Source organism: Methanocaldococcus indicus, assembly GCF_049554935.1.
Lineage (GTDB): Archaea > AGJL01 > Methanococci > Methanococcales > Methanocaldococcaceae > Methanocaldococcus > Methanocaldococcus indicus.
The window spans coordinates 213,639-238,338 of the sequence record NZ_CP186926.1 but is presented as its reverse complement, the minus strand read 5'-3'; the positions used below and the strand labels follow the sequence as shown (position 1 = coordinate 238,338).

The 24,700-nt window shown below is 28.9% G+C and carries 40 protein-coding genes; 31 read left to right on the top strand and 9 right to left on the bottom strand.

Annotated features, from left to right (window positions below; translation table 11 throughout):
* The first annotated feature begins 11 nt into the window (after window positions 1-11).
* From ACPB8Q_RS01415 to ACPB8Q_RS01400, 4 genes are read left to right on the top strand one after another with little or no spacing between them, the layout of a single operon-like run.
* A complete protein-coding gene (locus ACPB8Q_RS01415) occupies window positions 12-296 on the top strand; it encodes an energy-converting hydrogenase subunit EhaL family protein (protein ID WP_423792888.1) in 285 nt (94 codons plus the stop codon).
* Window positions 286-702, top strand: a complete 417-nt coding sequence (locus tag ACPB8Q_RS01410; RefSeq protein WP_423792887.1) for a DUF1959 family protein — start codon at window positions 286-288, stop codon at window positions 700-702. Before ACPB8Q_RS01415 ends, ACPB8Q_RS01410 begins: the two co-directional genes overlap by 11 nt.
* On the top strand, window positions 699-1,133 hold the full coding sequence (locus tag ACPB8Q_RS01405; RefSeq protein WP_423792886.1) for an NADH-quinone oxidoreductase subunit B family protein: 435 nt from the start codon (window positions 699-701) through the stop codon (window positions 1,131-1,133). Before ACPB8Q_RS01410 ends, ACPB8Q_RS01405 begins: the two co-directional genes overlap by 4 nt.
* Window positions 1,130-2,230 (top strand): nickel-dependent hydrogenase large subunit, encoded by a 1,101-nt coding sequence (locus ACPB8Q_RS01400; RefSeq protein ID WP_423792885.1) that lies wholly within the window; start codon window positions 1,130-1,132, stop codon window positions 2,228-2,230. The genes ACPB8Q_RS01405 and ACPB8Q_RS01400 overlap by 4 nt, the downstream gene beginning before the upstream one ends.
* 5 nt (window positions 2,231-2,235) lie before the next feature.
* Here ACPB8Q_RS01400 and ACPB8Q_RS01395 read toward each other — a convergent pair whose 3' ends face one another.
* Genes ACPB8Q_RS01395 through ACPB8Q_RS01385 form a run of 3 tightly spaced genes read right to left on the bottom strand, consistent with a single transcriptional unit; the run spans window position 2,236 to window position 4,102 of the window.
* A complete protein-coding gene (locus ACPB8Q_RS01395; RefSeq protein WP_423792884.1) occupies window positions 2,236-2,850 on the bottom strand; it encodes a MarC family protein in 615 nt (204 codons plus the stop codon).
* Between the two features lie 5 nt (window positions 2,851-2,855).
* The gene (locus ACPB8Q_RS01390; protein WP_423792883.1) at window positions 2,856-3,437 is read right to left on the bottom strand and encodes an EMC3/TMCO1 family protein; all 582 of its coding nucleotides are present in this window, start codon (window positions 3,435-3,437) and stop codon (window positions 2,856-2,858) included.
* Window positions 3,437-4,102 carry a fibrillarin-like rRNA/tRNA 2'-O-methyltransferase gene (locus ACPB8Q_RS01385; RefSeq protein ID WP_423792882.1) on the bottom strand — a complete coding sequence of 222 codons (666 nt, stop codon included), beginning with the start codon at window positions 4,100-4,102 and terminating at the stop codon, window positions 3,437-3,439. Before ACPB8Q_RS01385 ends, ACPB8Q_RS01390 begins: the two co-directional genes overlap by 1 nt.
* A gap of 39 nt (window positions 4,103-4,141) precedes the next feature.
* Here ACPB8Q_RS01385 and spcS point away from each other — a divergent pair, with 39 nt between their 5' ends.
* The 3 genes from spcS (at window position 4,142) to ACPB8Q_RS01370 (ending at window position 6,190) form a co-directional block, all read left to right on the top strand.
* Entirely contained in the window at window positions 4,142-5,431 is a 1,290-nt protein-coding gene (gene spcS / locus ACPB8Q_RS01380; RefSeq protein WP_423792881.1) for an O-phosphoseryl-tRNA(Sec) selenium transferase, read from the top strand.
* Between the two features lie 80 nt (window positions 5,432-5,511).
* On the top strand, window positions 5,512-5,796 hold the full coding sequence (locus tag ACPB8Q_RS01375) for a UPF0147 family protein (RefSeq protein WP_423792879.1): 285 nt from the start codon (window positions 5,512-5,514) through the stop codon (window positions 5,794-5,796).
* A 49-nt stretch (window positions 5,797-5,845) separates the two neighbouring features.
* Window positions 5,846-6,190, top strand: coding sequence for an NERD domain-containing protein (locus ACPB8Q_RS01370; RefSeq protein WP_423792878.1), 345 nt, complete (start codon window positions 5,846-5,848; stop codon window positions 6,188-6,190).
* A gap of 6 nt (window positions 6,191-6,196) precedes the next feature.
* On the opposite strand, the gene cdhC is transcribed toward ACPB8Q_RS01370, so the two are convergent.
* From cdhC to cdhA, 4 genes are read right to left on the bottom strand one after another with little or no spacing between them, the layout of a single operon-like run.
* Window positions 6,197-7,597 carry a CO dehydrogenase/CO-methylating acetyl-CoA synthase complex subunit beta gene (cdhC, locus tag ACPB8Q_RS01365; protein ID WP_423792877.1) on the bottom strand — a complete coding sequence of 467 codons (1,401 nt, stop codon included), beginning with the start codon at window positions 7,595-7,597 and terminating at the stop codon, window positions 6,197-6,199.
* Window positions 7,597-8,073 (bottom strand): 4Fe-4S dicluster domain-containing protein, encoded by a 477-nt coding sequence (locus ACPB8Q_RS01360; RefSeq protein WP_423792876.1) that lies wholly within the window; start codon window positions 8,071-8,073, stop codon window positions 7,597-7,599. The genes cdhC and ACPB8Q_RS01360 overlap by 1 nt, the downstream gene beginning before the upstream one ends.
* Before the next feature lie 15 nt (window positions 8,074-8,088).
* Entirely contained in the window at window positions 8,089-8,523 is a 435-nt protein-coding gene (locus ACPB8Q_RS01355) for a carbon monoxide dehydrogenase beta subunit family protein (RefSeq protein WP_423792875.1), read from the bottom strand.
* 5 nt (window positions 8,524-8,528) lie between these two features.
* Complete coding sequence (gene cdhA / locus ACPB8Q_RS01350) at window positions 8,529-10,829, bottom strand: CO dehydrogenase/acetyl-CoA synthase complex subunit alpha (protein WP_423793386.1); 2,301 nt, start codon at window positions 10,827-10,829, stop codon at window positions 8,529-8,531.
* Between the two features lie 195 nt (window positions 10,830-11,024).
* On the opposite strand from cdhA, the gene ACPB8Q_RS01345 reads away from it, so the two are divergent.
* The 5 genes from ACPB8Q_RS01345 (at window position 11,025) to ACPB8Q_RS01325 (ending at window position 14,458) form a co-directional block, all read left to right on the top strand.
* Window positions 11,025-11,315 (top strand): hypothetical protein, encoded by a 291-nt coding sequence (locus tag ACPB8Q_RS01345; RefSeq protein WP_423792874.1) that lies wholly within the window; start codon window positions 11,025-11,027, stop codon window positions 11,313-11,315.
* Between the two features lie 210 nt (window positions 11,316-11,525).
* A complete protein-coding gene (locus tag ACPB8Q_RS01340; RefSeq protein ID WP_423793385.1) occupies window positions 11,526-12,065 on the top strand; it encodes a S26 family signal peptidase in 540 nt (179 codons plus the stop codon).
* The gene (locus ACPB8Q_RS01335) at window positions 12,065-12,691 is read left to right on the top strand and encodes a hypothetical protein (protein WP_423792873.1); all 627 of its coding nucleotides are present in this window, start codon (window positions 12,065-12,067) and stop codon (window positions 12,689-12,691) included. Before ACPB8Q_RS01340 ends, ACPB8Q_RS01335 begins: the two co-directional genes overlap by 1 nt.
* Entirely contained in the window at window positions 12,675-13,850 is a 1,176-nt protein-coding gene (gene cfbE, locus ACPB8Q_RS01330; protein ID WP_423792872.1) for a coenzyme F430 synthase, read from the top strand. Before ACPB8Q_RS01335 ends, cfbE begins: the two co-directional genes overlap by 17 nt.
* 5 nt (window positions 13,851-13,855) lie before the next feature.
* Window positions 13,856-14,458, top strand: a complete 603-nt coding sequence (locus tag ACPB8Q_RS01325; RefSeq protein ID WP_423792871.1) for a hypothetical protein — start codon at window positions 13,856-13,858, stop codon at window positions 14,456-14,458.
* Window positions 14,459-14,460: 2 nt separating this feature from the next.
* Here the strand turns inward: ACPB8Q_RS01325 and ACPB8Q_RS01320 are convergent, their stop codons facing one another.
* Window positions 14,461-15,057 (bottom strand): haloacid dehalogenase, encoded by a 597-nt coding sequence (locus ACPB8Q_RS01320; RefSeq protein ID WP_423792870.1) that lies wholly within the window; start codon window positions 15,055-15,057, stop codon window positions 14,461-14,463.
* Entirely contained in the window at window positions 15,050-16,222 is a 1,173-nt protein-coding gene (locus ACPB8Q_RS01315) for an aspartate aminotransferase family protein (RefSeq protein ID WP_423792869.1), read from the bottom strand. Before ACPB8Q_RS01315 ends, ACPB8Q_RS01320 begins: the two co-directional genes overlap by 8 nt.
* 48 nt (window positions 16,223-16,270) lie before the next feature.
* On the opposite strand from ACPB8Q_RS01315, the gene ACPB8Q_RS01310 reads away from it, so the two are divergent.
* From ACPB8Q_RS01310 to ACPB8Q_RS01220, 19 genes are all read left to right on the top strand, one after another.
* Entirely contained in the window at window positions 16,271-16,900 is a 630-nt protein-coding gene (locus ACPB8Q_RS01310; protein ID WP_423793384.1) for a [5-(aminomethyl)furan-3-yl]methyl phosphate kinase, read from the top strand.
* Window positions 16,897-17,064, top strand: coding sequence for a zinc finger domain-containing protein (locus ACPB8Q_RS01305; RefSeq protein ID WP_423792868.1), 168 nt, complete (start codon window positions 16,897-16,899; stop codon window positions 17,062-17,064). The genes ACPB8Q_RS01310 and ACPB8Q_RS01305 overlap by 4 nt, the downstream gene beginning before the upstream one ends.
* Before the next feature lie 9 nt (window positions 17,065-17,073).
* Window positions 17,074-17,343 carry an elongation factor 1-beta gene (locus tag ACPB8Q_RS01300; protein WP_423792867.1) on the top strand — a complete coding sequence of 90 codons (270 nt, stop codon included), beginning with the start codon at window positions 17,074-17,076 and terminating at the stop codon, window positions 17,341-17,343.
* Between the two features lie 88 nt (window positions 17,344-17,431).
* Window positions 17,432-17,905 (top strand): 50S ribosomal protein L22, encoded by a 474-nt coding sequence (gene rplV, locus ACPB8Q_RS01295; RefSeq protein WP_423792866.1) that lies wholly within the window; start codon window positions 17,432-17,434, stop codon window positions 17,903-17,905.
* Window positions 17,906-18,553: an uS3 family ribosomal protein gene (locus tag ACPB8Q_RS01290; protein WP_423792865.1), complete on the top strand. Its 648-nt coding sequence runs from the start codon at window positions 17,906-17,908 to the stop codon at window positions 18,551-18,553.
* Window positions 18,531-18,749 carry a 50S ribosomal protein L29 gene (gene rpmC, locus ACPB8Q_RS01285; protein ID WP_423792864.1) on the top strand — a complete coding sequence of 73 codons (219 nt, stop codon included), beginning with the start codon at window positions 18,531-18,533 and terminating at the stop codon, window positions 18,747-18,749. Before ACPB8Q_RS01290 ends, rpmC begins: the two co-directional genes overlap by 23 nt.
* 76 nt (window positions 18,750-18,825) lie before the next feature.
* Window positions 18,826-19,137 carry a translation initiation factor gene (gene yciH, locus ACPB8Q_RS01280; RefSeq protein ID WP_423792863.1) on the top strand — a complete coding sequence of 104 codons (312 nt, stop codon included), beginning with the start codon at window positions 18,826-18,828 and terminating at the stop codon, window positions 19,135-19,137.
* An 81-nt stretch (window positions 19,138-19,218) separates the two neighbouring features.
* Complete coding sequence (gene rnp1 / locus ACPB8Q_RS01275) at window positions 19,219-19,503, top strand: ribonuclease P protein component 1 (RefSeq protein WP_423792862.1); 285 nt, start codon at window positions 19,219-19,221, stop codon at window positions 19,501-19,503.
* Window positions 19,504-19,568: 65 nt separating this feature from the next.
* Window positions 19,569-19,907, top strand: coding sequence for a 30S ribosomal protein S17 (locus tag ACPB8Q_RS01270; RefSeq protein WP_423792861.1), 339 nt, complete (start codon window positions 19,569-19,571; stop codon window positions 19,905-19,907).
* A gap of 23 nt (window positions 19,908-19,930) precedes the next feature.
* On the top strand, window positions 19,931-20,329 hold the full coding sequence (locus ACPB8Q_RS01265) for a 50S ribosomal protein L14 (protein WP_423792860.1): 399 nt from the start codon (window positions 19,931-19,933) through the stop codon (window positions 20,327-20,329).
* Between the two features lie 11 nt (window positions 20,330-20,340).
* Window positions 20,341-20,694, top strand: coding sequence for a 50S ribosomal protein L24 (gene rplX, locus ACPB8Q_RS01260; RefSeq protein WP_423792859.1), 354 nt, complete (start codon window positions 20,341-20,343; stop codon window positions 20,692-20,694).
* Window positions 20,695-21,432 carry a 30S ribosomal protein S4e gene (locus ACPB8Q_RS01255; protein WP_423792858.1) on the top strand — a complete coding sequence of 246 codons (738 nt, stop codon included), beginning with the start codon at window positions 20,695-20,697 and terminating at the stop codon, window positions 21,430-21,432.
* A gap of 12 nt (window positions 21,433-21,444) precedes the next feature.
* Window positions 21,445-21,996 carry a 50S ribosomal protein L5 gene (locus ACPB8Q_RS01250; RefSeq protein WP_423792857.1) on the top strand — a complete coding sequence of 184 codons (552 nt, stop codon included), beginning with the start codon at window positions 21,445-21,447 and terminating at the stop codon, window positions 21,994-21,996.
* A 12-nt stretch (window positions 21,997-22,008) separates the two neighbouring features.
* Window positions 22,009-22,170: a 30S ribosomal protein S14 gene (locus ACPB8Q_RS01245; protein ID WP_423792856.1), complete on the top strand. Its 162-nt coding sequence runs from the start codon at window positions 22,009-22,011 to the stop codon at window positions 22,168-22,170.
* A 28-nt stretch (window positions 22,171-22,198) separates the two neighbouring features.
* A complete protein-coding gene (locus ACPB8Q_RS01240; RefSeq protein ID WP_423792855.1) occupies window positions 22,199-22,591 on the top strand; it encodes a 30S ribosomal protein S8 in 393 nt (130 codons plus the stop codon).
* 40 nt (window positions 22,592-22,631) lie between these two features.
* Window positions 22,632-23,183 carry a 50S ribosomal protein L6 gene (locus ACPB8Q_RS01235; protein ID WP_423792854.1) on the top strand — a complete coding sequence of 184 codons (552 nt, stop codon included), beginning with the start codon at window positions 22,632-22,634 and terminating at the stop codon, window positions 23,181-23,183.
* 11 nt (window positions 23,184-23,194) lie between these two features.
* Window positions 23,195-23,626: a 50S ribosomal protein L32e gene (locus ACPB8Q_RS01230; protein ID WP_423792853.1), complete on the top strand. Its 432-nt coding sequence runs from the start codon at window positions 23,195-23,197 to the stop codon at window positions 23,624-23,626.
* Window positions 23,627-23,638: 12 nt separating this feature from the next.
* Entirely contained in the window at window positions 23,639-24,088 is a 450-nt protein-coding gene (locus tag ACPB8Q_RS01225; protein WP_423792852.1) for a 50S ribosomal protein L19e, read from the top strand.
* A 21-nt stretch (window positions 24,089-24,109) separates the two neighbouring features.
* Entirely contained in the window at window positions 24,110-24,697 is a 588-nt protein-coding gene (locus tag ACPB8Q_RS01220) for a 50S ribosomal protein L18 (RefSeq protein ID WP_423792851.1), read from the top strand.
* Window positions 24,698-24,700 lie beyond the last annotated feature (3 nt).

The following is a 24,700-nucleotide window of genomic DNA, read 5'->3' as shown; positions in this document are numbered from 1 at the left end:
AGGTGGTTAGTATGGACTTACTTATTGCAAATATTACATTAATTTTATTTGTTTTAGGTAATTTTTTTGGATTAGAGTATAGCTATAAATTTCCACCATACAACATAAAAAATATTGATAAATATGCTCTATTATCCTCAATCTTAGGAGCTATATTATTAAATACTCCTTTATTTTACATTGGAGCTTTTTTTATTGGATTTCCATTAGGAATGAGGTCAGGATACGGTAGAATTGAGTTTTTAGTTGGAATAATTTTATTTTTGATAATTAGGGTGGTTGTATATGGATATTAAAGATATAGATAAAAAATATTTAGAAGACAGTTTTAAACAAAAAATAAACATAGTTAGAGATAACAGATTTCTTATGGACACTGTATTTATTCCAATAGCAAAAAAGTTAGATTTGGATGTAGATGAAGTTATAAGTTTATTTTTAAATAAGCATGACTTTGCAACAGTATATGAATTAGATGCTTATGCAGAACAGGCAAGGATGGCATGTTTAGGTAGAAAGGTAGATATTGATTTAGGGTTATGTTGGCTAACTGATTTTTTTAGATTAATAAGTAAGAGAGATGCAGATGAGATAAGGAAGTATGTTGTTGAACTTGTAGTTTTAAGAAATATGCCTTATAAAGAAGCTCTTAAAAAAGGAAAAGAAATTTTACTAAAAAAGATATATGAGGATAGAAAATGATTAAGGAGTTTGTTAGAAAAAGGAGTATTCATTTATGTATTGTCAATACAGGAGGATGTAATGGTTGTGATGTTGAAATACTTTCCTGTCTATCTCCAAGGTATGATATTGAACAGTATGGAATTTATGTTCATAATAATCCAAGAGAAGCAGATATTTTAGTTATTACTGGACCTACAACACTTCCATGGATTGAGAGAGTTAAAGAACTTTATGAAAAAGTTCCAGAGCCAAAGGTTGTTGTAGCTGTTGGAGCATGTGCATTGAGTGGTGGAATATTTAAAGAAGGACATGTTTTAGGTGGAATAGAGAAGATTATCCCAGTTGATGCAAAAGTCCCAGGATGTCCTCCAAGACCTTCTGAAATAATAGAAGGAATTTTAAAAGCAGCTAAATTATTGGCTGAAAAAGAAAAAAGGATGAAAAAATGACTACTGTTCCTATTGGTCCTATACATCCAATTTTAAAAGAGCCAATTAGATTAAAATTAGTATTAGAAGGAGAAAAACCAGTAGATGCTGAAATAGAAATGGGATATGTTCATAGAGGAATAGAGAAAATTATGGAAGGTAAGCATGTTCATAAATGTGTGCATTTAGCTGAGAGAGTATGTGGAATCTGTTCATTTATACATACTATGACATTTGTTGAATGTGTTGAAAAAATATCTAAAATTGAGATTCCAGAAAAAGCTAAATATTTAAGAGTTATTTCATCTGAATTGGAAAGAATTCATAGTCATCTTTTAATAAATTCTGTTTATTGCCTATCTATTGAACATGAAACTTTGGGATTGTGGTTATTGAATGTTAGAGAGAAAATTATGGATTTAATGGAAATGATAACTGGGAATAGAATAAATATGAGTTACAATGTTGTTGGAGGAGTTAGGAGAGATATAAATAAAGAATATATGGACAAAATTTATAAGACATTAGATATTTTTGAAGAAGAAATTAAAAATCTAATAAATGCTTTTGAAACAGCTCCATTAGTAGGTTTAAGAAGTAAGGGAATAGGGGTTTTAGATTATAAAGAGATTATGAGGACAAGAGTAACTGGACCAATGGCAAGAGCTTCTGCACTTCCTGAAAGTGATTGGAGATTGAGGCATTCAACATATAAAGAATTGAAAAGTTTTAAACCTGTTTGGAGAGAGGAAGGGGATAATTTTGCAAGATGTATGGTCAGATTTGATGAAATTAAAGTAAGTGTTGACATAATTAGAGAATGTTTAGAACTTTATGAGGAATGTGGAGGTAATGTAAGAGAAAAATGTCATATAAAAGGAGGAGATGGAGAAAAAAGAAATGAAGCCCCAAGAGGAGAGGTTGTCTATAAAATGGAGTTATCAGATAATGGAATAATAAAAAGAATTATGATAAGAACACCTTCTATTATGAACTTTGAAGCATATAAATATATGCTAAAAACTTGCCCAACAGTTGCTGATGCAGTTGCTACTTTTATAAGTTTAGACCCCTGTGTTGCATGTGCAGAAAGAGCAATAACTATTGTTAGAAAATAAATAATTTAAATTAGTTGAGAAACTCCTGAAAATATTATTTGGACTGATATAGCCATTAACAATAATCCCATAATTCTTACAAATGCATTAATCCCATAAATATTCAATTTACTTAAAATTTTATCTGAGAAATACATTAAAATATATGATATAAGCATAACTAAAATAATAGCCAATATTACCTCCAACTTTTTAGTAAGTGATGTAGATTTTCCTACTAAAATCATGGTTGTTGTTATAGCTCCTGGTCCAGAGATTAGAGGAATAGCTAAAGGAACATAGGCAATACTATCAATATCCCCCTCAATCTTTTCATCTGGTTTATGTTTTGTTTTTGGTATTTCTGCTTGTAACATATCCCAAGATATCTTTAATAATAACAAACCTCCAGCAACTTTAAAAGAATCCATAGTAATTCCAAAATATGCAAATATATATTTTCCAAAAATAGCAAAAGTTAATAGAACAATAGTAGATATAAAAATAGCTTTTTTAATTATTTTTTTTCTATCATCCTCAGAATAGTTTATAAGTAGAGAGTGTATCATTGGTAATAGACCTATTGGGTCAACAGTTATAAAAATAGATACAAAACTGTATAAGAAATAGTTTATGTCCATTTTCCTCACTTAATTCCTAAAATTTTCCTTAATACTGTTGAAAATGCAATTGAATTTAATATATACCAACCCAACCATCCAAGAGCATTTTTTACAATTGGAAAGCCACCTTTATAAAATATTGAACCAAGCCAATGCCAGAAATCTAATAACATTATCTTAGCTATGATTGTTGGAAGATAAACAACTACACCATTCCAATTAGGATATAGTTGATGATACAAACCATTAAATCCATATACATGTTTTAGGTATATAAATATTAGAATTATTGGAATCCATGTATATATCATTGGTTTAAAGCTCATCTTCATTAATTCAGTATTTAACTTTAAATATTTTTCTTGCTCTTTTTGAAGTTCTTGCATTAAATCAGGATTTTTTTGAGCTAATTTTAACTTCTTTTGATAGTTCTTTAATTCCTCTTTTATTTCTGCTACTCTCTCCTGATTAACTAAAAGTTTTGTGGCAACATTTGTAATTAAAGAAACAATTAAAGCAATAATCAATATTGCTATTGCTGGATGAAAACTTTTTATAAGAGGTAGAAAAATACCATCTAAAAAATTGTAGAAAAACTCAAACATTATTTTTCACCTTTGTATCTACATAAAAATAAAATATGGTCTTTTTCATAAGGTTCAATATCTATCTCTTCCAAAACTTTAAATCCATATTTTTCTAAAATTTCTTTTTGTTCTTTAAATATTTCTTTTGGTTCTTTGGTGACATCTATACTTCTTGCCTTTATAGCAATCATTGCATATCCATCTTTTTTTAGAAAGAATTTTGCATTTTTTATTAAAATTTCAGCTTGGTTTGGTTGAGCAACATCTTCATAAAGGATATCTACTCTCTCAATATAGGAATATTCTTGAGGTTTGTTTGCATCTCCCAATATAGGAATGAGATTTTTTCTATTCTTACATGAGGATAACATCTCTCTTAAAATTCTTGGGGAGTATTCAACAGCATAAATAACTCCTTTATCAGCTATATCAGAGACATGGGATGGAGTTGTTCCAGCAGAAGCTCCCAAATATAAAATCTTACTATCTCTCTTTATTGGAAGTGTTTTTAAACCTTTTAATATTGCTGCTGCTAATTTACTTTTATATGGATTCCAAACTCTATACTCTTCACCATCAACTTTAATAATTTTTTCATCATAGACTCTCTTACCCTTATCAATTGACTTAGTTGCTAATTTATCATCAATCATATATACATTTTCATAGATTTCCTTTATCATTTATACAACACCAAAAATTTTAGTTGTAGGTGTATATTCATGCTAAATATAAAAAACTTTTTACCAAAACATATGGAAGATAGGGGTTTATTGTCCTTAAAAGAGAATATTGACATAATCAACAATATAATTGAGCAGAGAAAAGTGCCAAAAAAAGGATTAAAAGAAGAACATATAAAACTTTTATTGAGAATACTCTCATTTATGGATACTGACAAAGACCCTAAGGTTATTCAAATTGGAGAAAGAGAGGGTAGAGTTTTAACAAACTTACAAAGGGAGAGTGTCTTTGATTTTTGTCATGGTGTAGGTAGAAGTGGAAATTTAACAGACCCTCAACCAAAAGCTCCTGGAGCAAGTATAATGTATAAACTAACTAACAAAATATTAGAGAGCTTTTTAAAAGAGTTAGGATTAAATGTAAATGCAATAGCAACACCAGTAGCTACTGGGATGAGTATTGGCTTAGTTCTATCAACTGTAAGGAAAATATATAAATCAGATGTTGTTATCTACCCCTATGCAGCTCATAAAAGTCCTATAAAAGCTACATCATTTGTAGGATTTAGAATGAGGATTGTTGATACTGAACTTTTTGGAGATGCTTTAAAAGTTCCAGTAGATAATATAGAAAAAGCTATAAAAAAAGAAGAGAATCCTGTTGTTTTATCAACTTTAACATTTTTCCCTCCAAGAGAGGAGGATATTGTTGATATTGCTAAACTTTGTGAAGAATATGATGTTCCCCACATAATAAATGGGGCTTATGCAATCCAAAACACATTTTATATAGACAAATTAAATAAGGCATTTAAATATAGAGTTGATGCAGTTGTTAGTTCAACAGATAAAAATCTATTCACTCCAATAGGAGGAGCTTTTATATACACAAAAAATAAAAAATTTTTAAAAGAGATATCTTTTACATATCCAGGAAGGGCATCAGCAAATCCAATAGCCAATACATTAATTTCTCTTCTATATTTAGGAGTTGATAAATACAAAGAACTTATGAAAGAGCAAAAAAGATGTAAAAAATTGTTAGATGAACAGTTAGAAGAACTTTGTAAAAAAATAGATGAAAGAGTTTTAAAAGTTAAAAACCCTATTTCAACAGCTATTACTTTAAAAAATTCATTAGATGTTGCTAAAAAATTATATAATTTGAGAGTAACAGGTCCAAGAGGAGTTTTAGGAAATGATAAATTTGGAACAAGTTGTTTAAAAGGATATCCTTACAATTATTTAGTTGTTAATTCAGCTATTGGTGTTAAAGAAGAGGACATAATAAAGGTTATTGAAAAGCTAAAAGATATATTACTTAATTAAGATATTTCATAATAAATCTTAAAATATTAGTTTTACAATTTATAACATAATAAATTATTTTTTAGGAGGTGAGAATAGTTATGGTATTTGGAGCTAAGGCAGAGAGTGAAAAAACTCCAGAGGAAATATTAAAGGGAGTTGCTTTGATGTTAGATGAGATTATTAATGATACAACAGTACCAAGAAACATAAGAGCAGCAGCTGAAAAAGCCAAAGAAGTTGTTTTAAAAGAAGGAGAAGAACCAATAGTAAGAAGTGCTACTGCAATTCACATTTTAGATGAAATCAGCAACGACCCAAATATGCCACTACACACAAGAACACAAATATGGAATATTGTAAGTGAATTAGAGAGAGTTAAATAATTTTAAAAACTTTTTTTATTAATCTCAAATTATTCAAATATATAAATTAATGGTTCATAATATGGGAAAAAGGAAAGGTAGTAAAAAAGAGAGTATTGTAGCAAATAAGTTAAAAAAGAGAGGATATATAATAGAAGAAAGGAATGTTATAAAAAAACTTAATCAACATAAAAAGGCAGAGTATGATATCATAGCTAAGTATAGAAATTGTAAATATGCTATAGAAGTAAAAAGTGGAAAACAGATACTATGTACATCAGTTATTGAAAATCATATAAAAAAAGCTAACAAGATTAAAGCCAAGCCTATGTTTGTTATTGGAAAAAATGTTAAATTAACTGAAAAGGCCTTAAAATTAGCTAAAAAGCATAAAGTAAGAATAATTGTTATGTAAAAATTGTTATTGTTTCTTCTCCTTTTTAATTACAATTTTTTCTGCTTTTATAATTACATTGTACATTTCAATTCTAATTCCTGTTGGCAATCCAAAAGCTTCCCCAGGAAGAGATAAAGTAGATACTCCAAGCTCTGGAGCTTTTTCCATAGTTTTAGTTTCTTTTTTAGGTTCTTCTTTTTCTTCAACTTCTTCTTTTGTTTCTTCTTTTTCCCATAGATTAATTACTGGATGTCCTTTCTCTTTTAAGAAATTTCTAAGTTCATCAGTATTTTTTACATCTTCCTCTGTTGCTATCTTATCATATATCTCTTTTGGTATCGCTTCTTTAACTCTCTCTTTTAATTCCCTCGGTAGCCATACTACTCTGTTCCATCCACCATCTCCTTGTAAGAATTTAGGAGATTGCATATAACTAATTGATATTCCAACGAATCCAGGAACTTGGTTTCCTCCGCTACACTGTCCCGCTAATGTTGAAAACGGTATTCCTAATGGTGTCTCTCCTTTAAAGTTCCTATGCACTATCCCAAATCCATCTACTTCTGGAATATAAAACGCTACCGCCTCAAAACATCCACATGATGTACATGGACTTTCTAAACCTGAATGTAAAGCAAACTGTTCAAATGCTCCTTGAGATTTTTCTTTAACAACCTCATTAACCCCTGAATATATACCTAATTTTTCGTCTAAACATTCTCCTTTTTCAATTACAAATATTGGTCCATTAGGGTCTATTTTTGCCGCTGCTCTCGCATCTAAATAATTTATTCCTCCACATAAAGCAGGTCTATCGGGAGTTATAACACATACGTGTGTTGGAGCAAAACTTTGACACATTATACAACCATAAAATACATCTACATCCTCTTCTCTAATTGATTTAGTTTTTTCGTCTCTCTTTTTATATATCTCTTTGGCCTTTTCTAATTCTTTTTTAACTTTTTCAGGGTTAGTTATTATAGTTACTTCGCAATTTTCAATAAATGGAAACTCTGCTTTAAACAAATCTTTAATAACTTCACCAATATGTTTTAATCTTAAACCTTTTTTAAAAGCATCTTTTGATACTCTAATCCAAACTTGGTCTCTTTGATTTAAATGCATAACTCCTTCTATATAGTTAAAAAATTCATGGACTCTTCTCTCTAAAACTCCTTCTAAATCTTCTTCCAAATCCTTACCCTTAACTTTAACAATAATAGCGAAAGGATGAGCTTTCCCTTCCTCTAATTCATCTAAATCTTTTCCTATAATTTCAACTTTATCCTCTACGTTGTTATCTACTCTCACTAACTCAAATCCATAACTCTTTGGTCCAGCTAATTCTACATACATATCGGGCTTCCTTATCCTCTCCCCTTCATTCATCGGTCCTACTGATACTGGAATATTTTCAAACATTATTTATTCACCTTTAATTTCCTTTTATCCTTTTTTTCTGTTTCTTTTAGGTAATTTATAATCTTTTTAATTTTTTCATCTTTAGTTAGATTTAGAATTTCCTCAGTCACTAATACTAATGCCTTATCTTTACATGCTTCAATACATGCAGGAGTTAATCTTTCTGTGTCATAACAAAGTGTGCATTTGTGAGCTACTCCATCTTTTATAAATATAGCTCCAATAGGACAGGCAATTACACACATTCCACAACCAATACATATCTCTCTATCAACTATTGGGATATTGTCTTTTAGATAGATAGCATCAACTGGGCAAATATCTCTACATGGTGCTTTTTCACATTGCATACAAAATATAGGAATTCCTTCAAATTTTCTAATTCTCTCTACTCCATGAATTTCTCTGCATATGTTTATACAGTCATAACATTTAGAGCATTTTTCTGTGTTGATTACAATTATTTTTGGATTCATTTTTTCCCTCTCAATTTATAATATTTTTTTCAAGTATTCAATTAGTTCCTCTTTTTCTAAGTTAGGAAATGAATAATGGACATTTGGATGATAGTATCTGTCTATTGAGACAGTTGTTGTATTAGAAAAGTTTTTTAAGTAAGAAACAGTTTGAGCTAAGTAGTAGTAAGTTATGCCAATAAATAAAACTAAATCATGCTTATCTTTGACTATCTTATTATAGGCTATTATTAAATTCATATCCTCAGGAGTTCTTATACATTTTAACTTAAATGTCTCAATAATTTCATTTACTATTTCTTTTTCATCTTCATCTAAGTTTTCCCCTACAACAATAACTGGGTTTTTAGCCCTATTAATCATCATTCTAACAATTGAAGGAGATGTTATCTCAGCATGATTTAGATTAGTTCCAGCAGTAGGTATAAAAGGAGTAAATTTTTCTTCCATACTCTTCACCTAATTGTTGGATTTGCTGGATATTTTTCAAGTGGTTTCCAGTCTTTCTCTTTTAAGTATTCTATTACTTTCTCTTTTAACATAAATGGAATATCTGCCTCAGTTCTAACAAACTTTTCCAAATCAGGAGGCATTTTCCCAAAATATTTTTCATATATACTTATATAATGATATAACTTCATACTTCTACCTTTTGGAGTATCTGATAATCTCATACACATCTTTGGAATCATAGCTAAACATTCCTTGTAGTTTTCAGCAGTTATTTTTAAATGCTCTGGAACTGGGTCTGTCTCAAAAATTTCTCCTGTATTTATATCTTTAACTTTGAATTTATCTTCATTTGATATGTATAATCTTCTATACTTTGAACCATGAGGGCCTAAAATTACTGGAACTCCTAATCTATTAAATCCAGTAGCTATAGCAGCAGCTTTTTGACTCATAGCACCCCAAGCTACACCAACAGCTCCAACTCTATTTAAGATAAAGTCTGCTATCTCTTCATAATTACCTTCTAATGGTTTTTTAGCAAAAATATTGGCTATCTTAACCAAAGCTCCTGACACATGAGAGTTTGCTAAACATGGTCCTAAATTTAACAAACCTTTTCCTTCAAATCTTCCAGCATATTTCTCATAAAGTGTTTTACCATCATTATCTTTCCACATAGCCAATGACATTGCACCACATCCAGCTCCAACAACAATATAATTCCTCTCTAACAGTTCTTTTGCCATTAAAGCAACTTCTTCCTCTCCATTTGGTAAGTTAGTGCATCCTACAAAAGCTACAACTCCTGGAATGTCTCCAAAAACAATTGGTGCTCCAACTTTTCTAATCTCTACATCCCTTACTGGACCTCTTGCTCTTCTAATTTTAAAGTTAAATCCATTGTAGTATAGAACACCTGCCTTTGTTGTTAAATTAACAATTGGAATTTCTCTTGGACATATTTGCTCACATCTTCCACATCCATAACATTTTTTAAACAATTCAGCTAATTTATCAAAGTTTCCTCTTTTTGCTTCTTTTAGAGATTCAGTTATGTTAAATCCATTAGGACAAGCTCTATCACACCATCCACATTCAGTACATTTCTCTAAAATTCTTTTTATCTCATCTATATTTGGAAGATAATCTTTTTTTCTTTCTTTTGCAACAATTTTAGCAACTTCAACAGCTACTTTTCCTAATTTTTCCATATCCATTATTAGAGCTGCTCTATTTCTTAATAAGTAAGATATCATCTCCTCCTCAGATAAATCTGAAATATCTTCTAATCCTAAACACATCTTTTCATTAGTAGCTATTAAAATAGCATTAGTTTTCTTAACTTCTTCCAATATGTCTAATCTTATACATTGCTCATCTATAACAACAACATCAGCTACTCCCATCCTTAAAAACATTAGTTGTCTTGATAGTGGTCCAACTATCTTGGCTCTCTTTGAAACTCTTGAAATATCAATGGCTGTACAACAAATACCACATACCTCTAACTCATCTTCTAAATTGTTGTCTTCTAAATACTCTAAAATATATCCACCTGGAACAACATTATGCCCAATACATAAAATAACAGGTTTATTAATATCTACACAACCTAATCCAAAATCTATAATATCAGTGTCATCCTCACCAATAGGCATATTGTATAGAAGCATTTGGGCAATATCTCCAACTTCTCTTGCCAAATCATCAATCATTCCAATATGTAAAGATTTACTCTCATAATCTAAATAACTCCCTTCTTGTCCTGTGTGTGTTGAAGATAGTATATGGGAAAGCTGTTCTTCACAATATTCAACAACTTTCATTAAGTCCTTTAATTTTTTTGGAGCAAAACCCATAACTAACCTTGTTATTGGTGCTTCAACCTGAATCTCACTTCCTAAATCTATTTTGTAGTTCTCTCCCAATTTTTCTATTGCTAACTCAATTAGATGTCTTGCATGTGCAATATGACAAGCTGTTCCGATACAACAAGCTATTGTTACCATCCTTGCCTGTTGAGTAGCTAAATTAATCCCACAAGCTCCTTTTTTTCCTTTTGTTAAATCACACTTTCCATAAGTACAAAGACAACACATATCACAAATTGGCATATAGAATGGTTTATATCTATTTAATAGTTTAAAATCCCATTTTCTTAGAGTTGTTGTTTGAGGTTTTGGTGTAGGACCTTTTGATTTTGTTTCCTCTTCCTCTTCACTTAAAAATTTAATACTCATAGATATCTGAGCATTTTTTAGCTTTATAATATCTCCAAAAACCTTATTGTTTGACATAACTATCCCTAAATTTGTCATGATTAATCATTATAATTCTTATGAACAATAATCTCATATATATATTTTGTTATAGTAATATTTTAAGAGATATTTGTAATACTAAAATATTTATAATGTTGGATATTAGTTAAATTTATATATTTGGTGTATGCATTATATTACTTGTGTAGCAAATATACTACATATATAGGTGATATGATGAAAAAGCTATTTGTGGGTTTGGGACTTTTGGGAGTAATATTTTTCTGTATAGTTGGAGTTTCTGCAAATTTCAATGAGACAAATTTGAATAATATATGTTGCTTATGTATGAACAATACATGCCCATGTGATAACTGTAATTGTGGAGGATTAAACCACGGATATTGCCATTGTATATATATAAACAATACTTATCCATGTGATAACTGTACTTATGAAGGGTTAAATCACTGTTGTTGTCATTGTAAATGCTATGCATATCATCATTGTTGTTGCTATTCCAGATAAATAATTATTTTTCTATATAATTATTTTTTATTTTTAAAATTTAAAACCAAAAAGGTTAAGTTATATAAAGTCCTATTTTTGTTTTTAAATTCTAATTTATTGAATGTTATTGGTGATAACATTAATAAAAAAGATATCTTAGAGTGGATAATTTTTTTAGCTATATTGTTTATAATTTGGAGCCATGTTAATGTAGTTGTTTCAAACAGTATGTATCCTCTTTTTAAAAGAGGTGACTTAATTGTTGTGGAAAATGCTAATTTTGAGTTTAATCCAAAAGATATAAAAGTTGGAGATATTGTTGTATATAAAGCTCATTGGCCATCAGTTCAATATATATTAGATGAAATAATGATAAAATATCATTTAAACCCAGAAAAGACTTTGTTTTTATTTAATGTTACAAATTCTAAAACAATTGATATAAGGTATTTAGGAAATGCTGATGACTATAATATATATGAATATAAAGGATATGCATCCACAAAACCTGTTGTTCATAGAGTTATAAAAATTATACACTTTAATAATAAAGAATATCTTTTAATAAAAGGTGATAATAATCCTATACATGACCCAGAATTAGTTAGTATTAACCAAGTTTATCAGAGAGTTGTAACAATTGATGGAAAACCTTTGGTTATTCCTTATGTAGGATATATATCCATATATTTAAAGGAGTATTGGTATATTGTATTATTAATGTTTGTAATGTATTATTTATACAATTACATTAAGAGGGATAACTGATGAAGAAATATGTTGTATATCTTCTGATAACAACTTTAATTTTTAGTGCATTTAGTTTATGTTTAAATAACAATAGTAACTTTAACCTAAAAGATTATAGTAATAAATTTATATTTTATTATAATAATACACCAATAGAAGTTCCTTTAAGAGCTACAATAGGAGAAGCAAAAGAAGTTAAGCTAATAAATACAAATGATAAAGAAATATATAATTATTATCATAACACAAAATTAATTTATATAAGAGGTTCATTAAATATAACTCCTGAGGAAGGAGGAGTTTCAATAATTGATTTAATTACTAAATTAGCCTGGTTAAATAGTTTCTATCCTCATAATATAATTATTGAGCTTAAAAAAGATAGAAATATAACTGCTAAGGTAATATTTGCTAATGGGACTAAAAAAATAACCTACTTCACACCAATGGAAGTTTATTTACTAACACATAACAATAAAACTATGGCTATAGAGATTTATAAAAGAGATTATCCTGCAATGATTGTAAAAGAAGGAAACAAATTTATTATTATGGGGAATTCAACTAAGGAGTTAGACAAGGCAGAAAGTAGGTTTATAATTGATATTTTAGTAGGGGATATAAACAATGTTGTTGTTAGTTGATGTAAATCATGGAGCTTTATCCTTAGCTAAATATTTTTTAGAAAGAGAAGGAGAAAAAGTAGCTATCTATGATATATATAAAAAAACATTAAAAGATGAAAATGCTAAAAAAGAATATTTAAAGTTAAAAGAGAAATATAATAATATTACTCTTTTTTTGGAAGAGCCAAATTTTGAAGATTTTGAAGTTATAGCCCCAATACATTGCCCTATTGATGTTAATTTTAAGAATTTTCATGAAGTTGTCTCTGAAATAATTAATAAAGAGTATAAAGACAAAAAAATTATTTGTATAACAGGTGTTAAAGGAAAAACCACAACAACAGAGCTAATTTATCACATTCTTAAAGAGGATTATAATATCTTTTTGCATAACTCAAATAAAGGTTCAATAACACCAACAGCTCTTTTAAATGTTTTAGATAATGAAGATAGTTATGAATATTTTATTTTTGAATGTTCATTGGGATTAGTTAGTTGTGAATTTGGGGCTATAACTAATATTTTTGAGAACTATAAAATAGCTAAAAATAGAAGAGATGCCTTAACAGCTAAATTTTCAACATTAAATTTTGCTAAAAAAGCATATATAAATAAAAGAGATGTAGAAGAATATAAAGTAGCTATTGAGCATAGTAATCTACATGTATTAGATACTAAAACTAAAATACTTAATAAGTATCCATTAAGATTCTTATATGATAATAATATCTTCAAATTTAATAATTCAGTTTTTGGATTACACTATGTGGAGAACTCAATCTTTGCCTATGAAATATGTAAAAATTTTGTTGATACTGAAACCATTCTTAAAAAAATTGAAACCTTCAAAATAAACAATAGAATGAATATAGAAAAAATAAATAACTACTATGTTGTTAAAAACATAAATCCAGGATTAGATGTAAAAGCCATAGATTTTGCAATTAGAGATTTTTTAGAGATGTTTAAAGATGGGGATATTTATGTTGGAGGGGATTTTAATGTCACTTGTGAAGAAATAGACATATTTAAATTAACAAAAATATTGAAAAAATATAATACAAAATACTACTTTATTGGAGATATTGGAAAGGAGTTATTAAAATTTATAAAAGGAGTATATAAAAATAATATTGAGATTAGAAATAATACACTAATTATTCTAAAAAGAAATTGATATTTATGAAACTAAAAAAATTAATTGAAAAAACTAAACTAAATATTAAAGAGAATATATATATTGTTGGTAGAGATTTGTCAGAGCATATAATTAACAACTTAGATTACTCTACTATAAAAAAACAACTACCTTCTATTGTATATTATGAAAAATCTAAAATATTAAATTATTTTTTAGATGACTATAAAAAAGATATTATCCAAGATTTAAATGATATAAATGTATCAATTTATAATCTTAAACTATTGGATAAGTTTATATTAGATAGTGATATAGGCAATATTAACTTAGAAGAAGATAAAATAAATAAAATGAAATTTTTCTTTCCAAAGTCTTTTAATTTTTATAAAACTATAATATTCAAAATAATATTTGGAACTGAGTTAAATGATTATTATATAACTCTTAAAAATCCTATAAAAGAGAGAGAATTTGCAGTTTATAGAATATATGGAAATAGATTAGTTAGAGAGTCAATAGATATTGTTAGTGAAGAACTTCCCCATCTCAATAGAGAGAGTTTAGATTTTTGGATAGCAGTTGAGTCAGTTGCTGTCACTTTATTAAGATTAAATAGAGAAAAATTTAAGAAAAAAGAAAAATAATGTTATTTGTTTATCTTTTTTAGTTCTTTTCTTAATTTTAGGTTTTCAATAAAATTAACAATATCTCCATGAGTCCTTTCCAATATTCCTCTACATATATCCTGCTTTCTTCTCAGATTATCAACAACATGGTAGTAGTCAAAGTTCATTAAAAAATCATATATATCTTCCATAAATTTGTAGTATTTTTCAACTTCTTCAACATTGTCATCTTTCATATTCTCTAAAACTTCTCTCCTTAACTCACCAACTACATCAGCTAAGCCTAAAATATAGTTTTCCTCCCTAATAAAATCAAATTCATCAAATTTTGGAATCTCATTGAAAAACTTTATCTTATATAATGAATATGCCTCAATATATTCCTGTTGAGGAGTCTCTAAGTATTTAACAAACTCTGGATATTTTGCTAATGAATTTAAATGTATTATTTTATCTTTAATTTCATTTAGCTTTTTCTCTATTTCATCTTTGTTGTTTGATTTGTGAATTTCTCTAATTAACAATGAGCAATCTTTGGTTATTTCTCTTGCTAACTTTATCATCTCTTCTCTTGTTTCATCCTTCTTTTTTAAAAATTCAACAAGATACTCAATCATTTTTAATCTCCTCAAAAACATCTTTTAAATTATCAACCATTAAATCAATATGTTCTTTTTCAACAATTAAAGGAGGTAAAAACCTTAAAACTTTATCTGATGTAGCATTAATAACAAATCCTTTCTTTAACATCTTATTAACTATATCATTGGCGTTAAATTCTAACTCTATTCCAACCATTAAACCTTTTCCTCTAACATCTCTAATAAATTCATAATCAAATTTTTTTAATTTATCTATGAAGTAATTACCTTTCTCAATAACTTTTTTATTTTTTATTAACTCTAAAATAATATCAATTGTTGCTAAACTTGCAGCACAAACTAATGGATTTCCTCCAAATGTGGTTCCATGGTCTCCATATTTTATATATTTAGATACTTCATCATCTAAGATAACAGCTCCTATTGGAACTCCATTACCTAATGCCTTAGCTAATGTTACTATATTAGGAGTTATATTATATTGTTCATAAGCAAAGAATGTTCCTGTTCTTCCTACTCCAGTTTGTACTTCATCAACAACTAAAAGTATATTCTTATCTTCACAAACATCTTTTAAAGTTTTAATAAATTCTTCCTTAGCAGGAATTACTCCACCTTCCCCTTGAACTAATTCTAAAATAATCCCAGCTACTTTATTATCCAACTCCTTTATTTTTTCTTCATCATTGTATGGAAGATACTCAAATCCTTCTAAAAATGGTTCAAAACCTTCTCTAAATTTGTCTTTTGGTGTAGCTGATAGAGCTCCATAAGTTCTGCCATGGAAAGAATTGTAAAAACTCACTATCTTATCTTTATTATGTTGCTTGCCCCACTTTCTAATAAACTTTATAGCTGCTTCATTACTCTCTGCTCCACTGTTGCAAAAGAATACTTTGTTTAATCCACTCAAATTAACCAATCTTTCTGCTAATTCTACCTGTGGAATTGTATAAAATAAATTAGAAACATGTATTAACTCTTCTGCTTGTTTTTTAATAGCTTCTACAATCTTCTCATTACAATGTCCAGCATTGACAACACTTATTCCAGCTAAAAAATCTAAATATTCTTTATTATTTGTATCATATAATTTAATTCCTTTTCCTTTAACAAATACAACAGGATATCTTTTATAAACTTGTAAGTGATACATTTTCTCTTTATCCATAATGTTCATTATCTCACCATCTTATTTAATAATAAAGTTTAAGGTGAATATATGACTATGATTCTTATTAAAATTGGTGGGTCATTATTATATAACTCTAAGGATTTACTTTTAGCTTTAAAAGAATATGCCTCTAAAAATGATAAATATATAGTTATAGTCCCAGGAGGAGGAGTTTTTGCAAACACTGTAAGGGAAGTGGATAAAAAATTAAATCTTTCATCATCTCTATCTCATAAGTTGGCTATAAAATCTATGGATTTTGTTGGGGAAATTTACTCTGAGTTAGGGGATATAAAGTGCTATACAACTTTATTTGATTTGAAAAAAAATATACATAATGATAAGATTTCTATTATACTACCTTCAAATTTATTGCTAAGTATAGATATAGCTAAACATTCTTGGGATATTACATCAGATTCATTAAGTTTATATATAGGAAAGTTATTAAATGTTAAAGACATTATTATTGCTACTGATGTAGATGGAATATATAAAAATCAAAAACTTTTAAGAGAAGTTAAAGCTTCTCAACTTAAAGAATGGACATCAGTAGATATAGAGTTTCCAAAACTTCTTAGAAAGTTTAAAATGACTGCTTATATATTTAATGGGAAACATCCTGAAAGAATAATAAAATTCTTAAATGGAGAAAACACTATCTTTACAAAGGTGGTTCCATGACTAAATATGTATGTGTAAGTTGTAATAGAGAAATAGCTCCAAGAGAGAAAGCTACAAGATTCTTATGTCCTAACTGTGGAGAGCAAGAAATAGTTAGATGTGAAAAGTGTAGAAAATTAAATAATCCATATAAATGTCCAAAATGTGGATTTGAAGGACCATAGGTGAAAATAATGGCAAATGTATTAGTTAAGTTAAAAATTATGCCAAAAAGTCCAGATGTAAATAAAGAAGAGCTAAAAGAAAAAGTTAAAAAAGTTTTAGAAGAGCAAAATGTTGCTGTTAGAGGATTATTTGATGAGCCATTAGCTTTTGGTTTATATTCAATATATGCTGTTGTTGAAATGGAAGAGAGAGAAGGGGGAACAGAGCCATTAGAAGAGGCAATTTCAAAAATAGAAGATGTTGAAAGTGTTGAAACAGTTGAAGTTTCCTTAGCATAAAAAATTTTTATAAATTAATTTCTTATTCATAAACTAACTCTTTTAATATAATTATAAACATAATATTAAACCTTTGAAGGTGAGTAATATGGGTAAGTTGAAGTATAAGATAGAAACTACAGAAAAAAATGCAAAAGCTATGGGAAGAAATATTCCAATATCAAGAAAACACGCAAGAGAAATTTGTAAAGAGATTAATGGAATGGATTTATTAAAAGCAATGGAATATTTAGAAGATGTTATAGCAATGAAAAGATTTGTTCCATTTAGAAGACATCATGGAAAAGTTGCTCATAGAAAAGGTAAATTTGGATGGTTTGCTGGAAGATATCCTGTTAAAGCAAGTAAAGCAATATTAAAGATTTTAGAAAATGCAAAAGCAAATGCTGAATATAAAGGTTTAGATGTAGAAAAATTATACATTAAACACATCTCTGCAAATAAAGGAATAACCTTAAAGAGATATATGCCAAGAGCTTATGGAAGAGCAACACCAAAGTATTATGAAACAGTTCATATTCAAGTTGTATTAGAGGAAAGAGTTGAAAAAGGTGAGGAGTAGATGATTGAGAGAACATTTGTAAAAGAAAATGTAAAAAGATTATTAATTGATGAATATTTCCAAAAAGAGTTGGTTAAAGCAGGATACAGTCATTGTGAAATAAGAAAAACACCAGTTGGAACAAAAATAACAATATATGCAGAAAGACCTGGATTAGTTATTGGAAGAAGAGGAGCTAAAATAAGAGAATTAACAGAAACATTAATAAAAGAGTTTAATGTTGAAAAACCACAAATTGATGTTAAACAAGTGGAAAATCCTGACTTGGATGCTCAAGTTGTTGCTGAAAGAATTGCAAGATTCTTAGAAAGAGGACAACATTTCAGAAGAGTCGGACATACAGCTGTAAGAAGAGTTATGAATGCAGGAGCTAAGGGGGTTGTTGTTATAATTTCTGGAAAATTAACAGGAGAAAGAGCAAGAACAGAAAAGTTCATGGCTGGATATATGAAACACTGTGGAGAACCAGCTGAAGAGTTAGTTGATAAAGGTAGAGCTATTGCTTTAACAAAACCTGGAGTTATTGGTGTTACTGTTAAAATTATGAGACCAGATGTTGTTTTACCAGATGAAATTATAATAAAAGATGATGAAATAAAACATGAAGTTATAGAGGGAGATAACAATGGCAATATTGAGAGCGAGTGAAATTAGAGGAATGACAGAAGAAGAGATGAAAAAGAAATTAGTTGAATTAAAAAGAGAGTTGTTAAAAGAAAGGGCTCATAAGGCAGCTGCAGGAGCTCCAACAAATCCAGGAAGAATGAGAGAAATTAGAAGAACAATAGCGAGAATCTTAACTATTATGAATGAAAAAAAGAGACAAAAAAATTTAAATAAATAATTAAAGAAAAAATATTTATATTCTTAGTTCTATATTCTATATTCATAAAAATTTTTATTAGCTGCGAGGTGCAGTAATGCCAGAAATTTGTCCAAGATGTGGATTACCAAAAGAACTTTGTGTTTGTGAAGAAATAGCTAAGGAAGAACAGAAAATAAAAATTTATGTTACTAAAAGAAGATTTGGAAAACTTATGACTATTATAGAGGGATTTGACACAAGTGCAATAGATTTAAAAGAGCTTGCTAAGAAATTAAAAGATATTTGTGCCTGTGGAGGTACTGTTAAAGGAAACACAATTGAACTTCAAGGAGACCATAGAAAAAAGGTTGTTGAAGAACTTGTTAAGATGGGATTCTCAAGAGAGTCAATAGAAGTTATTAAGTAACTCTCTTTTCTCTATAAAAAATAAAGGGATAGGATGCCTCTTATAAGAGGCACACCCTATCCCACAAACAGTTGAAAATATATGAATCCAAGAGATATATTAAGACATGAGCTTATAGGTTTAGATGTTGAAATAGTTGATTCAACTAATAAGTGTTTAGTAGGTATAAAAGGAACTGTTGTAGATGAAACAAGAAACATGCTAATAATTGAAAAGGAAAATGGTAAAATCGTTAAAGTTCCAAAAGATGTTTGTATCTTTCTCTTTAATCTAAAAAAATGTAAAGTTAAAGTAATTGGAAAACTTTTGGTTGGAAGACCTGAAGAAAGATTAAAAAAGAAGTTTAAAATTCTTTATCCATACTAAACCGTTAATGTTATATATCCTTTTTATTTATTTTATTAAGCCAAAAATTCAGAAAAGGTGATTCTATGCCAAAAAATATAGGAATTAATGTTAAAGTTCCTGAAAATGAGTGTAATGATAAAAATTGCCCATTCCATGGAAATCTTCCTGTAAGAGGGCAAAGCTTTGTTGGAGTTGTAGTAAGTGATAAAGCACACAACACAGTTATTATAAAAAGAGAAATTATCAAGTACATCAAAAAATATGAAAGATATGAAAAAAGAACTTCCAAGTTGGCTGCTCATAACCCACCTTGTATTCATGCAAGAGTAGGGGATATAGTTAGAGTTATGGAGTGTAGGCCTATTAGTAAAACAAAATCATTTGTTGTAGTTGAAAAACTTGGAAACATTCACGAAAAATAAATAATTAATGTGAGGGAGAAATAATGAAAGCTATTGCATCAAAACCATCAAAAGGTTTGCCTGTTGGAGCAAGATGTATATGTGCAGACAACACAGGAGCAAAAGAAGTTCAAATTATTGCAGTTAAGAACTATAAAGGAGTTGCTAATAGATTACCATCAGCAGGAGTAGGAGATATGGTTATTGTAACTGTAAAGAAAGGAACACCTGAAATGAGAAAACAAGTTTTGCCTGCTGTAATAATAAGACAAAAGAAAGAAATTAGAAGACCAGATGGAACAAGAGTCAAGTTCTTTGATAATGCAGTTGTAATAGTTACACCAGATGGAAATCCAAAGGGTTCTGATATAAAAGGACCTGTTGCAAAAGAAGCAGCTGAAAGATGGCCAGGAATTGCAAGAATTGCTAAAATAATTGTTTAAGGTGAGTAAAAATGAGTTTTACTAAATCAAAACAGCCAAGAAAGCAAAGAAAAGCTTTATTTAATGCACCTCAACATTTAAGAAAAAAAGTTATGAGAGCTATGCTTTCAAAAGAATTAAAAGAAAAATTAGGTAAGAATGCAATAACTGTTAGAAAAGGAGATGTTGTAAGAATTATGAGAGGAAACTTTAAAGGGCTAGAAGGGGAGGTAATAAAAGTAGATTATAAAAGATATAGAATCTTTGTTGAAGGAGCAAACAACAAAAAACAAGATGGAAAAGAAGTACCTTATCCAATTCATCCATCTAATGTAATGATTATTAAACTCTATGATAAAGATGAGAAAAGGTTCAAGGTGGAATAAATGGCAAAGAAAGGACCAAAAAGACATTTAAAAAGATTGGCTGCACCAGTTAGATGGGAATTGCCAAGAAAGGTAGCAAAATTCACTGTTAGGCCCTTACCAGGAGCACATCCAATGAGTGAGTCATTACCTTTATTGTTAGTTGTTAGAGATTTATTAAAATATGCAGACAATAGAAGAGAAGCTAAAAAAATTATAAAAATGGGAAAAGTTTTAGTTGATGGAAGAGTTAGAAAAGAAGAAAAATTACCAGTTGGATTTATGGATGTTGTCTCATTACCAGATGCTAATGAAAATTATAGAGTTCTTTTTGACAGAAAAGGAAGAGTTAAACTCTATCCAACTGAGAATCCAGATGTAAAATTATGTAAAATTAAAAATAAGACAGTTGTTAAAGGAGGACATATTCAACTCAATTTACATGATGGAAGAAATATCCTAATTAAAGTTTCAGACCCAACAAAAGCTGAGGAAGATGTCTATAAAACAGGAGATACTTTATTAATTTCAATACCAAACCAAGAAATTAAAGCACATATCCCATTAGAAGTTGGTAAATTAGTTTATATTACTGGTGGGAAACACGTTGGAGAGATTGGTAAGTTGATAGAAATAGAGAAAAGAGGAATATATCCGGATATTGTAACTATTGAAACAAAAGATGGAGAGAAATTTAAGACAGTTAAGGATTATGTCTTTGTTATAGGAGATGAGGAACCAATTATAAAACTCTATTAAGAGGGATGAAACATGTTTGAAGAAATTTGGAATAAGAATCCTATGCTAAAACCAAGAATTGGTAAAGTAGTTGTGAATATGGGTGTTGGAGAGAGTGGTGATAGATTAACAAGAGCTGAAAAAGTTTTAGAAGAATTAACTGGACAAAAACCAATTAGAACAAGAGCAAAACAAACAAATCCATCATTTGGTATAAGAAAAAAATTACCAATTGGTTTAAAAGTTACTTTAAGGGGTAAAAAAGCAGAAGAATTTTTAAAACAAGCATTCCAAGCATTTGAAAAAGAAGGTAAAAAACTTTATGACTATTCATTTGATGAATTTGGAAACTTTTCATTTGGTATTCATGAACATATAGACTTTCCAGGACAAAAGTATGACCCTATGGTAGGTATTTTTGGTATGGATGTATGTGTAACATTAGAAAGACCTGGATTTAGAGTTATGAGAAGAAAATATAAAAGAAGTAAAGTTCCAAGAAGACACAGATTAACAAGAGATGAAGCAATTGAATTTATTGAGAAGACTTTTGGTGTAAAAGTAGAAAGATGGGAAGAAGAATAGAGGTGAGATAATATGGCAAAAAAACCATGGAAAAGAAAATATGGTTATGGAGTAAGACCTTGTGAGAGATGTGGTCATGTAGGATTTGGAATAATAAGAAAGTATGGATTAAACCTTTGTAGGCAATGTTTTAGAGAAATTGCTCATAAATTAGGATTTAAAAAATTAGATTAAAAAATTTACAAGTTAAGGGTGAGAGAATATGACACTATTAGACCCATTAGCAAATGCATTAGTACATATATCAAACTGTGAGATGGTTGGTAAGAAAGTAGTTTATATAAAACCAGCTTCTAAACTAATAGGAAGAGTATTAAATGTTATGAAAGAACACGGATATATTAAAGATTTTGAATTTATAGAAGATGGAAGAGCTGGAATATTCAAAGTTGAATTAATAGGAAAGATAAACAAGTGTGGAGCAATAAAGCCAAGATTCCCAGTTAAAAAAGACAACTATGAAAAATATGAAAAAAGATATCTCCCAGCAAGAGATTTTGGTATATTAATAGTTTCCACTACTCAAGGAGTTATGAGCCATGATGAAGCTAAAAAAAGAGGATTAGGAGGAAGATTATTGGCTTATGTTTATTAAACACTAATGAATGCATATATAAATTATTTAAGGTGAAACAATGCCAGTTGCTGTCTATTTGGAAGAGAGAATTAAAATTCCTGAAAATGTTCAGGTTGAGATTAAAGATGACAATGAAGTTATAGTTAAAAGTGGAAACAAGGAATTAAGAAGAAAATTTTCTCATCCAAAAATAAGAATAAAAAAAGAAAATGATGAAGTTGTTGTATTTGTTGAATATCCTAAAAGAAAAGATAAGGCAATGTTAGGAACTATTGCTGCTCATATTAGAAATATGATTAAAGGAGTAACTGAAGGATTTACTTACAAATTAAAAATAAGATATGCACACTTCCCAATGAAAGTATATGTCAAAGGAAATGAAGTTATTATTGAGAATTTCTTAGGAGAGAAACACCCAAGAAGAGCAAAAATATTAGAAGGAGTAACTGTAAAAGTTAGTGGAGAAGATGTTATTGTTACAGGAATAGATAAAGAGAAAGTAGGACAAACAGCTGCAAATATTGAACAAGCTACTAAAATTAAAAATAGAGACCCAAGAGTATTCCAAGATGGAATTTATATTGTTGAGAAAGCTGGTAAAGCTATCTAAGGTGGAGAAACATGGACAGATTGTTAAGATTAAGATTTAAATTAAAAAGAAAAAAACCTAATTTTTTAAGGACAGAAGCTCATAGACATAAAAGATTAGGAGAAAAATGGAGAAGACCAAAAGGAAGACACAACAAGATGAGATTAAAATGGAAAGAGAAACCTGCAGTTGTTAGTGTTGGATATAGAGCTCCAAAGGCTGTTAGAGGTCTTCATCCATCAGGATTAAGAGATGTATTGGTTCATAATGTTAAAGAACTTGAAGCTTTAAATCCTGAAACAGATGGAGCAAGAATTGCATCAACAGTTGGAAAAAAGAAAAAAATAGAGATTATTAAAAGAGCAAGAGAGTTAGGTATAAGAATATTAAATATTTCAGAAGAAAAACAGGAAGAGCTATTAAAATTAGTTAAAGAAGAAGTTGAAGAAGTTAAAGCAGAATAAAGGTGAATCTTTATGGATGTTTCAGTTCAAAGAAGAATAGCTGCTGAAATATTAAAATGTGGATTGGATAGAGTTTGGATTGACCCAGAACATTTAGAAGATGTAAAAGCAGCTTTATCAAGAGATGATATAAGAGCTTTGATTAAGAGAGGAGTTATTAAAAAGCTCCAAAAGAAAGGAATTAGTTCAGCAAGAGTAAAAAAATTGAAAGAGCAGAGAAAGAAAGGTAGAAGAAGAGGGCCTGGTTCAAGAAGAGGAGCAAAAGGTGCAAGAACACCTCCAAAAGAAAAATGGATGAACACTATAAGAGCTTTAAGAAAAACTCTTAAACAGTTAAGAGATGATGGACAAATAGACAGAAATGTATATAGGAAATTATATAGAATGGCAAAAGGAGGATACTTCAGAAGTAGAGCACACCTCTTCCTCTATATGGAAGAACATGAAATACTAAAAAAATAATTTTTATAAGGTGAAACACATATGGCACATAAACCAACATACAGAGTAAAATTCAGAAGAAGAAGAGAAGCAAAAACAGATTATAGAAAAAGATTAAGATTGTTGTTATCAAGAAAGCCAAGATTAGTTGCAAGAAAAACACTAAATCATATAATTGCTCAAATTATTGAATATGATGAAAAAGGAGATAGAACAGTTGTTTCAGCTCACTCAAGAGAGTTAGTAAAATTAGGCTATAAAGGACATTGTGGAAACTTACCTGCTGCTTATTTAACAGGATACTTATTAGGTAAAAAAGCATTACAAAAAGGTTATAAAGAGGCTGTCTTAGATATAGGACTACATAGAGCTACAAAAGGAGCAGCAGTATTTGCAATTTTAAAAGGAGCAGTTGATGCAGGCTTAGATGTTCCTCATGGAGAAAGTATTCTTCCAGAAGAAGAAAGAATTAGAGGAGAGCATATAAAAGCTTATGCTGAAATGTTAAAAGAGGAAGATGAAGAAAAATACAAAAGACAATTTTCAAAATACTTAGAAAAAGGTTTAAATCCTGAAGATTTACCAGAACATTTTGATGAAATTAAGAATAAAATAGATGAACTATATTAAATT